Annotated in this window: 12 protein-coding genes and 3 tRNA genes; 4 read left to right on the top strand and 11 right to left on the bottom strand. The window is 56.4% G+C overall.

All coding sequences use genetic code 11. The features are described from left to right. Positions 1-59: 59 nt before the first annotated feature. From hflX to nnr, 7 genes are all read right to left on the bottom strand, one after another. Positions 60-1,340, bottom strand: a complete 1,281-nt coding sequence (gene hflX, locus AC236I_RS22970; RefSeq protein ID WP_004857038.1) for a ribosome rescue GTPase HflX — start codon at positions 1,338-1,340, stop codon at positions 60-62. A 254-nt stretch (positions 1,341-1,594) separates the two neighbouring features. After that, positions 1,595-1,903, bottom strand: a complete 309-nt coding sequence (gene hfq / locus AC236I_RS22975; RefSeq protein ID WP_004857035.1) for an RNA chaperone Hfq — start codon at positions 1,901-1,903, stop codon at positions 1,595-1,597. Positions 1,904-1,995: 92 nt separating this feature from the next. Next, entirely contained in the window at positions 1,996-2,946 is a 951-nt protein-coding gene (gene miaA / locus AC236I_RS22980) for a tRNA (adenosine(37)-N6)-dimethylallyltransferase MiaA (RefSeq protein ID WP_004857032.1), read from the bottom strand. Continuing rightward, positions 2,939-4,804 carry a DNA mismatch repair endonuclease MutL gene (gene mutL / locus AC236I_RS22985; protein WP_487608651.1) on the bottom strand — a complete coding sequence of 622 codons (1,866 nt, stop codon included), beginning with the start codon at positions 4,802-4,804 and terminating at the stop codon, positions 2,939-2,941. The genes miaA and mutL overlap by 8 nt, the downstream gene beginning before the upstream one ends. A 10-nt stretch (positions 4,805-4,814) precedes the next feature. After that, entirely contained in the window at positions 4,815-6,149 is a 1,335-nt protein-coding gene (amiB, locus tag AC236I_RS22990) for an N-acetylmuramoyl-L-alanine amidase AmiB (protein ID WP_004857023.1), read from the bottom strand. 11 nt (positions 6,150-6,160) lie between these two features. After that, positions 6,161-6,619, bottom strand: coding sequence for a tRNA (adenosine(37)-N6)-threonylcarbamoyltransferase complex ATPase subunit type 1 TsaE (gene tsaE, locus AC236I_RS22995; RefSeq protein ID WP_004857020.1), 459 nt, complete (start codon positions 6,617-6,619; stop codon positions 6,161-6,163). Continuing rightward, positions 6,588-8,123, bottom strand: a complete 1,536-nt coding sequence (gene nnr, locus AC236I_RS23000; protein WP_160873630.1) for a bifunctional ADP-dependent NAD(P)H-hydrate dehydratase/NAD(P)H-hydrate epimerase — start codon at positions 8,121-8,123, stop codon at positions 6,588-6,590. The genes tsaE and nnr overlap by 32 nt, the downstream gene beginning before the upstream one ends. A gap of 13 nt (positions 8,124-8,136) precedes the next feature. Here nnr and queG point away from each other — a divergent pair, with 13 nt between their 5' ends. After that, positions 8,137-9,276 carry a tRNA epoxyqueuosine(34) reductase QueG gene (queG, locus tag AC236I_RS23005; protein WP_487608652.1) on the top strand — a complete coding sequence of 380 codons (1,140 nt, stop codon included), beginning with the start codon at positions 8,137-8,139 and terminating at the stop codon, positions 9,274-9,276. Between the two features lie 271 nt (positions 9,277-9,547). Here queG and AC236I_RS23010 read toward each other — a convergent pair. From AC236I_RS23010 to AC236I_RS23020, 3 genes are all read right to left on the bottom strand, one after another. After that, positions 9,548-9,623 (bottom strand) — tRNA-Gly (locus AC236I_RS23010). A gap of 24 nt (positions 9,624-9,647) precedes the next feature. After that, a tRNA-Gly gene (locus tag AC236I_RS23015) sits at positions 9,648-9,723 on the bottom strand. 23 nt (positions 9,724-9,746) lie between these two features. Next, positions 9,747-9,822 (bottom strand) — tRNA-Gly (locus tag AC236I_RS23020). Positions 9,823-10,108: 286 nt separating this feature from the next. Between AC236I_RS23020 and AC236I_RS23025 the strand changes: the two genes are divergently transcribed. Next, the gene (locus AC236I_RS23025) at positions 10,109-10,843 is read left to right on the top strand and encodes an arginine ABC transporter substrate-binding protein (RefSeq protein ID WP_044347807.1); all 735 of its coding nucleotides are present in this window, start codon (positions 10,109-10,111) and stop codon (positions 10,841-10,843) included. Between the two features lie 38 nt (positions 10,844-10,881). Here AC236I_RS23025 and orn read toward each other — a convergent pair whose 3' ends face one another. Further along, complete coding sequence (gene orn / locus AC236I_RS23030) at positions 10,882-11,427, bottom strand: oligoribonuclease (RefSeq protein ID WP_004857009.1); 546 nt, start codon at positions 11,425-11,427, stop codon at positions 10,882-10,884. A gap of 160 nt (positions 11,428-11,587) precedes the next feature. Between orn and rsgA the strand changes: the two genes are divergently transcribed. Then, positions 11,588-12,649 carry a small ribosomal subunit biogenesis GTPase RsgA gene (rsgA, locus tag AC236I_RS23035; protein WP_004857004.1) on the top strand — a complete coding sequence of 354 codons (1,062 nt, stop codon included), beginning with the start codon at positions 11,588-11,590 and terminating at the stop codon, positions 12,647-12,649. A 94-nt stretch (positions 12,650-12,743) separates the two neighbouring features. Further along, positions 12,744-13,670, top strand: coding sequence for an archaetidylserine decarboxylase (gene asd, locus AC236I_RS23040; protein ID WP_015585331.1), 927 nt, complete (start codon positions 12,744-12,746; stop codon positions 13,668-13,670). The last annotated feature ends 14 nt before the right edge of the window (positions 13,671-13,684 follow it).

Below are 13,684 nucleotides of genomic sequence, written 5' to 3' on the forward strand. Positions count from 1 at the left end.
GCTCCATATTTGTTTTTGATATCCCCACAGGGGTTAATATCTTCAGGCAAGCTGCAAGGTCAAATCACGTAATCAACCAGCGCTGGCTCTTGTTTACAGAGGCGACGCCAGTCAACGATCGGCATGCGCACCTGCAGACCCACGCTGCCGTCATCCTCCAGCCACTCTTTTTCTATCGCCTGAAGCTGATAGAACCGACTTCTCAGTCGCCCTTCCTGTGGCGGTAGACGCAACGTGTGCTGCGCTACTTCACCGGAAAGCCGTTCCGTCAAAGCCTGAAAAAGCAGTGGTACGCCAACCCCGGTCTGGGCGGAGAGCCAGACCCGAATCGGTTTATTCTCTTCATCTCTATCGATACGCGGTTCAAAATCATCCAGCATGTCGATTTTGTTCATCACCAGCAGCATCGGGATCTCATCGGCCTCAATTTCCGCGAGGACCGTATTGACTGCATCAATGTTTTCCTGCACCCGAACATCGGCTGCATCAATCACGTGCAGCAGCAGCGTCGCCTGACGCGTCTCCTGCAAAGTGGCTTTAAACGCCGCGACCAGGTCGTGCGGCAGATGGCGAATAAAGCCCACGGTATCCGCAAGCACGGTCTCGCCGACATCGGTAACATCAATGCGGCGCAGCGTCGGATCCAGCGTCGCGAACAGCTGGTTCGCAGCGTAGACCTCGGCTTCCGTTATCTGGTTAAACAGCGTTGATTTTCCGGCGTTGGTGTACCCCACCAGCGAGACGGTTGGAATATCGGCTTTGGCTCGTGACCGCCGTCCTTGCTCACGCTGTTTTGACACTTTCTCCAGTCGCGACAGGATCTGCATTATCCGATTGCGCAGGAGTCGACGGTCAGTTTCGAGCTGGGTTTCACCCGGGCCGCGCAAACCAATCCCGCCTTTCTGTCTTTCAAGGTGGGTCCAGCCGCGAACCAGGCGCGTGGCCATATGGCGCAGCTGTGCCAGCTCAACCTGCAGTTTCCCTTCATGGGTACGCGCGCGCTGGGCAAAAATATCTAAGATAAGACCTGTGCGATCGATAACCCGGCATTCGCATAAGCGTTCCAGATTTCGTTCCTGAGCCGGGCTCAGGGCATGATCGAACAGCACGACTGACGCGCCGGTCGCTTTTACGGCTTCCGCAATTTCGACAGCCTTACCTTCACCAACAAAATATTTTGGGTGCGGTGCTTTACGGCTACCGGTAATCACCTGCATTGCTTCGACACCGGCAGAGGAGACCAGGGATTCAAACTCCTGAAGGTCTTCCATATCTTTGTCTTGCGAAAAATAGATGTGTACCAGCACCGCCTGCTCACCGGCATCATAACGGTCAAACAAGCGTAAACCCCTTATAAAATACCAGCGGGGAACACAGTTACCCGTTGTCTTTCAGGCCGCATGGACGTTGGCTTTCTTGCCCGACTCTGGCCGGGCCGCCACACGCGTCGTTCAAATCTGCCCCTGGCAAATTTGTTATTCACCCCAGTCATCTACTTACGCAAATGGCTGGGGAGTCACTACGCGCCGCCTTTCTGCAACCTGAAACGCATCGAATAAACCTGGCTCCCCGGCATGGAAAAACAGCATCAACCTTATTCGGTGTCTTCGCTGTCTTGCTGCGGCGCAGATGAACCCTGCGCGCTACCACCGTGGTGATAGTTGCTTGTACCGCCGCCAGCATTATTGCTGTGGTGAGACACCGGGCGAGACGGGACAACAGTAGAAATTGCGTGCTTGTAGACCATCTGGCTGACCGTGTTTTTCAACAGGATCACGAACTGATCGAAAGACTCAATTTGCCCTTGCAGCTTAATACCATTCACCAAATAAATAGAAACCGGAACGCGTTCCCGACGCAAAGCGTTCAGGAACGGATCTTGTAAAGATTGCCCCTTAGCCATTCTCTCTTTTCCTTATATGTATGCTTGTTTTGTACTCAGAACCTTACGATTCTTAAAAAAAATTACGCACGATACCGTTTAATTGTACACGTTCAGTCCTGGCTCGCACCAACTACCTGTAATACTTTGTTGAGCGCCTGTTCAGGATGTTCACTATCTAACCAGTGAATATCTTCCCAGCCACGTAACCAGGTCATCTGACGTTTCGCTAACTGTCTCGTGGCGCAAACACCTCGATAAACCATTTCATCATACGGGATCTCGCCATCAAGATATGACCACATCTGGCGGTATCCGACACAACGAATGGAAGGCATATCCGTATGCAAATCTCCGCGGGCAAAAAGCGCCCGTACTTCTGCTTCAAAACCCGAAGCTAACATCTGATGAAAACGCTGCTCTATGCGTTGATGGAGCAGTTCACGGCTCGCCGGGGCGATGGCGAACTGATGCACCTGGTACGGCAGAGCGTCTCCTGACGTTTGCGTCAGTTCCGTTAAAGTTTTACCCGAAATGAAAAAAACTTCCAGTGCCCGGGAAAGTCTTTGCGGATCATTTGGATGAATACGCGCGGCGGCAACGGGATCGATCTCCTGTAGCTGCCGGTGCAACGCGTGCCACCCCTGCTCTGCTGCCTGCTGCTCAATTTTAGCCCTGACCTGTGGATCCGCCGACGGTAACGGCGACAATCCTTCCAGCAACGCTTTGAAATACAACATTGTTCCGCCAACCAGTAGCGGAATACGCCCGGCTGCGACGATCTCCGCCATTTCAGCCAGCGCATCGCGGCGAAAATCCGCCGCGGAATAAGCCTCTGCCGGATCGCGAATATCCAGCAGCCGATGCGGCGCAGCGCTCAGCTCCGCGGCATCTGGCTTGGCAGTGCCAATGTCCATTCCTCGATAGATAAGGGCGGAATCAACACTAATCAACTCTACCGGTAAAATTTTACGCAAAGCAATCGCTAAGGCGGTTTTACCGGAGGCCGTCGGGCCCATTAAAAATATTGCCTTAGGCAGGCTCGCCGTGGTGGTATCACTCATCTTTCAGGGCAGTCATCGCCGAATGTAAATCAACAGGTTGTAACAGACCACCCGGCGGCGCTTTTACCAGCTGCGGGCACAAACGTTCAACGTCGGCCAGCACGGTAATCGCCTGCGCCATATTCCACTGCGCATGTTCGCTCGCCAGATTACGCGCAATCCACTGCGCGATGTTGCCGACGTCGAATGCCTTTTGCTGCGCCAGGTAGCCTATCAGTTCAGGAATCAAGATTTGTAAATTTTGTTGTCTTAAGGGTAAAGGCACGGCGCGAACCGTCAAATGTTGCGCGTCAGACTGCAGATCGATACCCAGTAACGCCAGCGCCGACTGCGCTTTATCCAGCGCCACTTTCTCCGCGGCGGACGCTTTCAGCCGCAGCGGGATCAGCAGCGGCTGAGCGCACACCGGCTCAACCTCCGGCGTCAGCTGCGCCTGCCGCAGCCAGCGTTCAGCAACCGGCAACGACAGCAGCGCCAGCTTGCCGTCTCGCTCCAGCAGGGCGCAATCACCAGCCACGATAGTCAGTACGCGGCCAAAGCTTTGGCTGTGCCCGGAGAGGCCGTCCGCTGCAGGCGCCGGCGCGCTGCTTTTGCGTTCCACCGCCGGTGTTTCCAGCAGCTGGCGATAGAGCGCCCCCTGCTGTTTCTGATAGCCGGGCTGCGCATGCGGCCAGCTGGCTGCGCCCGCAGCCGCGGCTCCCGGCGACGGGCGCGGCGCCTCGCTGCTATAGCGTGGTGCGGCGGGCTCACGAGCCGCCGCCGGCTGGGCAAAGTGGTTGCCGCCCGCCGCCACCCGGTTTTCCGGGACCGTCGGGCGCACCGGCTCAGCTTCGTGTTCTTCTGCCAGCGGGGCGTTAAGCTGCTGCTGGAGCACGCTCAATACGCCCTGATAGATAAAATCATGCACCAGACGCGACTGGTGGAAACGGACTTCATGCTTCGCCGGGTGGACGTTAACATCCACCTGGTGCGGATCGATCTCCAGGTAAAGCACAAATGCCGGCTGCTGGTCGGCCCCCAGCTTATCTTCGCAGGCCTGACGAATCGCATGATTGATTAAACGATCGCGCATCATGCGGCCATTGACGTAGCAATACTGAATTTCCGCCAGCGTCGGGTTGGTATGTAAAGGATCGGCCACCCAGCCGCGCAGAGTCAGATCGCCATGCTGCCACTCGATCGCCAGGGCATGTTCGAGAAACGGCATGCCGCAGATCGCGCCCAGCCGCCGTTCGCGCTGGCCGCCCTCAGGCACCGCACGATACTGGCGCACCGCTTTGCCGTTATGGCTGAGGTTAATGGTGACGTCAAAACGCGCCAGCGCAATGCGTCTGACAATTTCATCGATGTGACCAAACTCGGTCTTTTCGGTGCGCATAAACTTGCGTCGCGCCGGGGTATTGTAAAACAGATCCAGCACTTCCAGCGTGGTACCAACCGGATGCGCCGCCGGTTTGACGGTCACCTCCTGATCGCGCCCCTCGGCGTAGGCCTGCCAGGCCTCCTGCTGCTCCGCTGTGCGGGAAGTCAGCGTCAGTCGGGCAACCGAGCTGATGCTGGCCAGCGCCTCGCCGCGAAAACCGAGGCTGATAATCGCTTCCAGGTCATCGAGCGTGGCAATTTTACTGGTGGCATGACGGGCCAGCGCCAGCGCCAGCTCGTCCTTTTTGATCCCGCAGCCGTTATCGCGAATGCGGATAAGCTTTGCGCCACCGCGCTCAATATCAATATCAATGCGCGTCGCGCCAGCGTCGAGACTGTTTTCGACCAGCTCCTTCACCACCGACGCCGGACGTTCCACCACCTCACCTGCGGCAATCTGGTTGGCGAGCTGCGGCGGTAGAACCTGAATCGGCATGACTGACTCCTTAATTGATCAACGTCCTGCCAGGCGAAGTGGCGCTGGCGGTTTGGGCTGTCTCTCCGCGCGGTGCCGACTGAAGCGGATGTTGCATAAAGTAGTTACGCAGGCCGTTATAAATGGCTTCGGCAATCTGCTGCTGATAATTGTCGCTGCCCAACAGGCGCTCTTCCCCGGTGTTGCTGATAAAACCGGTTTCCACCAGGATCGACGGGATATCCGGCGAGCGCAATACGCCAAGGCTGGCATGCTCAGGACGGCGTTTATGCAGATCGCCTACCCGCTGCAGCTGGCTTAATACGTTGGTTGCCACATCATAGCCAACGCGCTGGGAATGGCCGAACTGTAAATCCAGTACCGCCTGGCTGAGGTAGGGATCGGACTGGCTGTTCGCCAGCACATCGCCAGCCCCGCCAAGCAGTTCAGACTGCTTCTCATGCTGCTCGAGCCAGCCGGCCATCTCGCTGTTCGCGCGACGGTTGGATAGCACCCATACCGACGCGCCGGTAGCATCGCGATTCGGTGCCGCATCGGCATGAATGGATACCAGGAAGTTAGCGTTCTGCTTACGCGCCACGTCCGAACGCCCCATCACCGAAATAAAGTAATCCCCATCGCGGGTCAATACGGGCTTAAAGAGTGGATCGGCATTTAACAGCGCGCGCAGTTTGCGGGCAATAGCAATCGTGACATTCTTCTCTTTGGTGCCGTTCGGTCCAATCGCACCGGGATCCTGCCCACCGTGACCGGCATCAATAGCGATAATCACCTTATCATCCGACGCCACCGCACGGCTCACCGGGCGCGTCACGCTCTGGCTGCTGGTCATCGCCGTTTGTCGCTCGCTGCCCGACGATTTGAACGGATTCCGTGCGGGCTCAGCCGGGCGTACAGGCTGCAGCGGGGCTTCGACCCGTTTAGCTACTACCGGCGGCGGCGGAGGTGGCGGAGGCGGCGCATCGGCATTAATCGTGAAAACCACGGTGTAGTTTGAGCCATTCTGCTGCTTCACCGCGCGGGTTTTACCATCTTCCGTCAGGTCCACCAGCAGGCGCAGAGTCTGAGTATCCTGCGGCGTTCCCGCCCGAATGCTTTTCACCAGGTTGTTGCCGCTAAACTGCAGCGGTAGCCCCTGAAGCACACCGCTCTGCTTAATATCCAGCGCCACGGTACGCTTGCCCTGTGGACTGAACGAATATTCTGGATCGCCGATAAAGCTAATCGTAATACGGGCCTGCTGATCTCCATTTGCGACCTGGATATCGGATAAACTTGCCGCAGTGGCCTGAATGCTAAACAGCATCAGCGTCGCGGCCAGCCAACTGGTTATGCGATAGATCATCCCGTTATCCTTCAGGCTAAACGCGTCAATATAGACTCACCCAATGCAGAGACCGCCGTTACGCGCGCCTCACGCCCTTGTGCCTGATAGGCAAGATGGATTTCGACATCCGGCTCAGGCAATACACCCGCACCTTGTTGGGGCCACTCCACCAGGCAGATGGCATCGTTAGCAAAATAATCACGGATCCCCATAAATTCGAGTTCTTCAGGGTCCGCCAGACGATACAGGTCAAAGTGGTACACCATCAGATTGTCGAGCGTGTAGGGCTCCACCAGCGTATAGGTCGGGCTTTTGACATTCCCGCGATGGCCGAGCGCGTGTAAAAAGCCGCGGCTGAAGGTCGTTTTCCCCGCCCCTAAATCGCCATACAGATAGATAACCGTCGCGCCAGTACAGGCCTGCGCAATACGGTCACCAAGGTCTAAAGTTGCCTGCTCATCGGCTAAAGGAATCACTCGGTTCATCATGGTTCAGGTCAATCACATCCGGGTTAACAACACGCCTGAGCGTGGAAAAGAGATCGGTCGCCAGCATCCCGCGGCTGCCATAGCGGGCAGCCAGTCGGTCAGCGGCTTCGCCATGCGCCACGCAGCCGGCGCAGGCAGCATCATACGGCGTCAGCCGTTGTCCTGACAGTGCGGCGATAATACCGGTCAGTACATCGCCCATTCCGCCGCTGGCCATCCCGGCGTTGCCGGCATCGATAATAGCCATCTCGCCTGCTTCGCTGGCCACCACCGTGCCCGCGCCTTTCAGCACCACCACGCCTCCGTAACGTTTTACCAGACGTTGCGCAGAAAGTAAGCGATCGCTTTCAATTTCTGCCACGTTACAGTTCAGCATACGGGCGGCTTCACCGGGGTGCGGCGTCAACACACGATTGTGACGTTTATCGGGATTGATTGCCAGCAGGTTCAACGCATCCGCATCCCATACCATCGGCTTGCGGCAATCCCACACCTGGCGCAGGGCCTGGGCTCCCCATTCGTTTTGCCCAAGGCCGGGGCCAATCGCCACCACATCGGCCCATTGCAGGCTGTCATCAATACTTTGCGTGGTCAGCTCGTGGACCATTAATTCAGGCCTGGCGGCGACGACAGGGGCAATGTTTTCTTTGTGAGTGAGCACTCGCACCAAACCCGCCCCCGCCCGTAACGCCGCTTCACCGGCCATGCGGATAGCGCCAGCGGTACCGCGATCGCCACCGATAATCACCAGCTTCCCGTGATCGCCTTTATGCGACGTCGGACGTCTTGGCGGGAGCCAGTCGGCCAGCTGTGACGCATCGAATCGCCGCAGCGGCACCGTCTGCGCAGCCAACCAGCTTTCGAGTCCCAGCGCGTGGTAGTGCAGACGGCCAACCACATCCCGGGCTTTGCCCGTCAGCAGCCCGGGCTTGAGGCCAATAAAGGTGATCGTGCAGGCCGCATCTATCACCGCCCCGGGGGTGGTCCCGGTTTGCGCATTGAGTCCCGAGGGGATATCCAGCGCCACAACCGGCGCAGGATGCGCATTCGCTCGCTGGATTAAGGTCGCGATGTTCTCCCGCGGAGCGCTATGCAGCCCGGTGCCAAGAAGCCCGTCGATAATGAGAGAAATATCCTGTGGCCAGGGAATATCTGCGGCGTGGATGGTTCCACCGGCGTTCAGCCACGCATCACGGGCGGCGCTGGCTTCTTCCGGCAGCGGTTTCTCGCTCTCGAGGGCCAGCAGCGTGACCGCGATGCCGTCGGCCTGCGCCAGGCGCGCCACCACGTAGCCATCACCACCGTTATTGCCATGACCACAGAGGATCAGCCAGTGCTTGCTGGCAGGGTAGTCGGCTCGCGCCCGCTGAAAAGCCGCTTCCCCGGCCCGCATCATCAGCTCAAACAGCGTCAGCCCCAGACTGTCCGCCGCCGCTTTTTCCGCGCGCCGCAGCGCATCTGCAGGCCAGATGAAGTGTGGTATACTCACAGGGTTTTTCGTCATCGTATGGTCCATCATGTCTCAGCCCCTCGATCTCAATAAGTTAGCGCAGCAAATCAAGCAGTGGGGCACTGAACTGGGGTTCCAGCAGGTCGGGGTTACCGATACCGATCTCAGCGCCAGCGAACCTAAACTGCAGGCATGGCTGGATAAACAATACCACGGCGAGATGGAATGGATGGCGCGTCACGGAATGATGCGCGCCCGTCCCCATGAGCTTCAGCCCGGTACGTTACGCGTGATCAGCGTGCGGATGAACTATCTTCCCGCCAACGCCGCTTTTGCCCGCACCCTGAAAGATCCCTCGCTGGGTTACGTCAGCCGCTATGCCCTCGGGCGTGATTATCATAAGCTATTGCGTAACCGCCTGAAAAAACTCGGAGAGATGATTCAGGAACAGTGTGCTTCGCTCAATTTTAGACCGTTTGTCGATTCTGCGCCCATTCTGGAGCGCCCTTTGGCGGAAAAAGCCGGGCTTGGCTGGACCGGCAAGCACTCGCTTATTCTCAACCGCGATGCCGGATCGTTCTTTTTTCTCGGCGAACTGCTCGTTGATATTCCGCTCCCTATCGACAGCCCGGTGACGGAAGAGTGCGGCCGTTGCGTGGCCTGCATGACTATCTGCCCCACCGGCGCGATCGTCGAACCCTATACCGTGGATGCCCGTCGCTGTATCTCTTATCTGACCATTGAGCTGGAAGGCGCCATTCCCGAGGCGTTTCGCCCGCTTATCGGCAACCGCATCTACGGCTGCGATGACTGCCAGCTGATTTGCCCGTGGAACCGCTTCTCGCAGTTAACGGACGAAACGGATTTCAGCCCTCGCAAAGCGCTGCATGCGCCGCCGCTGATAGAACTGTTTGCCTGGAGCGAAGCGCATTTTCTGAAGGTGACGGAGGGTTCTGCCATTCGCCGGATTGGCCATCTGCGCTGGCTACGGAATATTGCCGTTGCATTGGGCAATGCGCCCTGGGATGAAGCGCATCTGATGGCACTGGAAAGTCGCCGAGGTGAGCACCCACTACTCGATGAACACATTGAGTGGGCGGTCGCGCAACAAATTGAGAAACGTAATGCCAACGTCATTGAAGTGCAGTTGCCGAAGAAACAGCGTCTGGTCCGGGTGATTGAGAAAGGGTTACCGAGGGATGCCTGATTCATTCACAGGCTGTGAATAAAAACAAAAATACATTGCGTTTCAACACGCAGACGTTCGTCAAGTGATCGGATTAACACTTTGAAATGAAATTTATTTATTAAATATCAGATAGATAGAGAGATATCATTCAAGAAGTGAAGTTTTTCGACGTCAGGCGGCGAGCGTTTAACCTGTGGATAACTCTGTTTACAGTATTTTTCTTGCGACGGCGGAAAGCATCCCCGGTGCGATTTTGCACTGTGGATAAACTGGAGATGAGAAGAAATTTTGGAGCGGGAAACGAGACTCGAACTCGCGACCCCGACCTTGGCAAGGTCGTGCTCTACCAACTGAGCTATTCCCGCTTGGGTATGGTGACTTTCAAATTTTGGAGCGGGAAACGAGACTCGAACTCGCGACCCCGACCTTGGCAAGGTCGTGCTCTACCAACTGAGCTATTCCCGCTTGGGTATGGTGCTTTCAAATTTTGGAGCGGGAAACGAGACTCGAACTCGCGACCCCGACCTTGGCAAGGTCGTGCTCTACCAACTGAGCTATTCCCGCGTACTTCTTGCCATATTTCTATGGCGCCGTGATGTGCATTTCTGCTTCGTCACGGGAGGCGCATTATACGAGAATTCGATTTACCTGCAACCCCCCTGCGAACACTTTTTTGTGTTTTTTGTCTGAATGGACATTTTATCGCCAGACACACCGCCAAATTGTACAAATAAGCATCGGACAAGGCAAAATAACTTTTTCCAACCGTGCTAAAGGCGCAAAATCGCTCAGATTTCCGGGTCGCGATACCCGCTAACGGTCAACAACCATGACAAACAGGGAAATTCAGATGACAAGAGCGCTTTCCGTCCTGCTGCTGACCACGCTGCTTGCTGCAGGGACAGCATCTGCGACGACGCTGCATTTCGGCACCACGACGGCCAATCCGCCCTTTGAAACCGTGAATGCGAAAAACCAGCCCTCGGGGTTTGATATCGATCTGGCCAAAGCGCTGTGCAAACAGATGCAGGCCGAATGCAAATTTACCCCGCAGGACTTCAATACGCTGATTCCCGCGCTGCGCTTTAAAAAATTCGATGCCATCATTGCCGGTATTGAAGTCATTCCCATGCGCGAAAAGCAGGTTGCCTTTACCCAGCCCTATCGTCAAACGCTCTCCGGCGTGGTGGTGACGACAAAAGGGGCCGCCCACCGCTTCGCCGATCTGAAGGGCAAGAAGCTCGGCGTCGTTAAAGGCACCGTCCACCAGCGTTATTTGCACGATAAACAAAAAGGGGTCAACGTCATCGAGTATGACAATGACGCCAGCGCTCTGGCCGCGCTGAAAGAGGGGAACGTGAATGCCGTGATGGGCGACCAGACGACCCTCGACCCGTGGCTGCAGGAGCATCCTGACTACGCCATGATGGATGAGCGAGCGACCGACCCGAAATATTACGGCAAGCAATATGCCATTGCGCTACGTAAAGACGATCCGGAGCTGCTCAATGCCATGAATGCCGCGCTGGAGGTGGTTAAGGCGTCGCCTGACTTCCAGGCGATGGAACAGAAGTGGTTTAAATAAGATAGCAACGCCGGGGCCAGCTGACCCCGGCGCCGGCATTACAGCTTGATAAAGTTCTCGCGATAGTAAGCCAGTTCCGCTACCGACTCGCGAATATCATCCATCGCCTGATGGGTACCCTGCTTTTTAAAACCATCAAGGATTTCCGGCTTCCATCGGCGCGCCAGCTCTTTCAGCGTGCTGACGTCGAGGTAGCGGTAGTGGAAATAAGCTTCCAGCTCAGGCATATATTTGAACAGGAAACGGCGATCCTGACCAATGCTGTTGCCGCAGATCGGTGATTTGCCCGCCGGCACCCACTGTTTAAGAAATTCGAGGGTGGCCAGTTCCGCTTCGCGATCGCCCAGGGTGCTGGCCTTAACGCGTTCGACCAGCCCGCTCCCGGTATGGGTGCGCACGTTCCACTCATCCATCAGCGCCAGCTGCGCATCGGACTGGTGAACCGCAATCGTCGGCCCTTCCGCCAGAATATTCAGGTGCGCATCGGTCACCAGAGTAGCGATTTCAATAATGCGATCGCGCTCAGGATCCAGCCCGGTCATTTCGAGATCGATCCAAATCAGGTTGTTTTCATCTGCACTCATGCTATTTTCCACCCATAATTTTACAATTCTGGCCCGTAAAGCTTCAGGATGCAGGCAAAGCAACGTACCAGCATCTTGCAAGATGACGGGTCGATATTCATCTTAGATAGCGTGTATCATAGAGGTTTTGCCCACTTAGGGCGACCAGGAGCCAGTCCGATTGAGTAAAAATAAACTCTCCAAAGGCCAACAGCGCCGCGTGAAGGCCAACCACCAGCGCCGCCTGAAAACGACTTCGGAGAAGGCCGATTACGATGACAACCTGTTTGGTGAAACCTCTGAAGGGATCGTCATCAGCCGCTTTGGCATGCATGCCGATGTCGAATCCGCCGACGGTAGCGTTCACCGCTGCAACATTCGCCGCACAATCCGTTCGCTGGTTACCGGCGATCGCGTCGTCTGGAGACCAGGTAAAGATGCCGCCGACGGCGTCAATGTGAAAGGGATTGTCGAAGCGGTACATGACCGCACCTCCGTCCTGACCCGTCCAGACTTTTACGATGGCGTCAAACCCATCGCCGCCAATATCGATCAAATCGTCATTGTTTCCGCGATCCTGCCCGAACTGTCTCTGAACATTATCGACCGCTATCTGGTCGCCTGCGAGACGCTGGACGTTGAACCGCTGATTGTGCTCAATAAGACCGATCTGCTGGATGCCGACGGCATGGCCTTCGTGAACGAGCAGATGGATATCTACCGCGGCATCGGCTATCGCGTGCTGATGGTTTCCAGCCGTACTCAGGATGGCCTCAAGCCGCTTGAGGAAGCGCTCACTGACCGTATCAGTATCTTTGCCGGGCAGTCCGGGGTAGGGAAATCCAGCCTGCTGAATGCGCTGCTGGGTCTGCATGAGGATCAGATCCTGACCAATGACGTGTCTGACAACTCAGGACTTGGCCAGCACACCACCACCGCCGCGCGCCTCTATCACTTCCCGCACGGCGGCGATGTCATTGACTCCCCCGGCGTTCGCGAATTCGGTCTGTGGCACCTGGAGGCGGAACAAATTACCCACGGCTTTGTCGAATTCCATGATTATTTAGGCCGTTGTAAATATCGCGACTGCAAGCACGATACCGATCCGGGCTGCGCCATTCGTGAAGCGGTAGAAAATGGCCACATCGCCGAGAGCCGTTTTGCAAACTATCACCGCATTCTGGAAAGCATGACTCAGGTACAGGTAAAAACGCGTAAAAGCTTTTCATCATCCGATGACTGACATTTAAGCTGAGCATCGTTAGAATCGTCCCCTTTTTTCAGGACCCCGCACGTTGACGGGGTCAGGAACGACAAATCATGGCCTGGAGGCTACCTTGTTAAACGATCTTAAACTTTCACTGCAATACATTCTGCCTAAACTGTGGCTCACCCGCCTCGCAGGCTGGGGTGCGAGCAAACGAGCGGGTTGGCTGACAAAGCTGGTCATCGATCTGTTCGTGAAATGCTACAAGGTCGATATGAAAGAGGCGCAAAAGCCTGATACCGCCAGCTACCGCACCTTTAACGATTTCTTCGTGCGCCCGCTGCGCGAAGACGCCCGTCCGCTGAATACCGACCCTAACGTGCTGGTCATGCCTGCCGATGGCGTAATCAGCCAGCTGGGCGCCATCGAAGACGACAAAATTTTGCAGGCCAAAGGCCACAACTACACGCTGGAAGCGCTGCTGGCAGGGAACTACCAGATGGCCGATCTGTTCCGCAACGGCACCTTCGCCACCACCTACCTGTCGCCGCGTGACTATCACCGTGTACACATGCCGTGCAACGGTATCCTGCGTGAAATGATCTACGTCCCGGGGGATCTGTTCTCCGTTAACCACCTGACCGCACAGAACGTTCCGAATCTGTTTGCCCGTAACGAGCGCGTTATCTGCCTGTTTGATACTGAATTTGGCCCGATGGTGCAAATTCTGGTGGGGGCCACGATTGTTGGCAGCATTGAAACCGTCTGGTCCGGTACGGTGACCCCGCCACGGGAAGGCGTTATCAAACGCTGGACCTGGCCGGCGGGCGACAGCGAAGGTTCCGTCGCGCTGCTGAAGGGCCAGGAGATGGGCCGCTTTAAGCTCGGTTCTACGGTAATCAACCTGTTTGCTCCGGGTAAAGTAAAGCTGGTTGAACAGCTGCAAAGCCTCTCCGCCACCCGACTCGGCCAGCCGCTGGCGACTGCCGTAGAGACGATGTCCGCGACCGCAGATGGCGTCAGCCCACTGAGCGACGCGACGCAAGACGAAGGTTAATTCCTGACAAAAAA

The sequence above is a fragment of the Klebsiella sp. Sb-30 genome, from assembly GCF_057652795.1.

Bases quoted from the DNA above. Each gene is read 5' to 3' on its own strand.
- hfq (WP_004857035.1), bottom strand. From the start codon at position 1,903: ATGGCTAAGGGGCAATCTTTACAAGATCCGTTCCTGAACGCTTTGCGT.
- miaA (WP_004857032.1), bottom strand. From the start codon at position 2,946: ATGAGTGATACCACCACGGCGAGCCTGCCTAAGGCAATATTTTTAATG.
- mutL (WP_487608651.1), bottom strand. From the start codon at position 4,804: ATGCCGATTCAGGTTCTACCGCCGCAGCTCGCCAACCAGATTGCCGCA.
- amiB (WP_004857023.1), bottom strand. From the start codon at position 6,149: ATGATCTATCGCATAACCAGTTGGCTGGCCGCGACGCTGATGCTGTTT.
- tsaE (WP_004857020.1), bottom strand. From the start codon at position 6,619: ATGATGAACCGAGTGATTCCTTTAGCCGATGAGCAGGCAACTTTAGAC.
- nnr (WP_160873630.1), bottom strand. From the start codon at position 8,123: ATGACGAAAAACCCTGTGAGTATACCACACTTCATCTGGCCTGCAGAT.
- queG (WP_487608652.1), top strand. From the start codon at position 8,137: ATGTCTCAGCCCCTCGATCTCAATAAGTTAGCGCAGCAAATCAAGCAG.
- AC236I_RS23025 (WP_044347807.1), top strand. From the start codon at position 10,109: ATGACAAGAGCGCTTTCCGTCCTGCTGCTGACCACGCTGCTTGCTGCA.
- orn (WP_004857009.1), bottom strand. From the start codon at position 11,427: ATGAGTGCAGATGAAAACAACCTGATTTGGATCGATCTCGAAATGACC.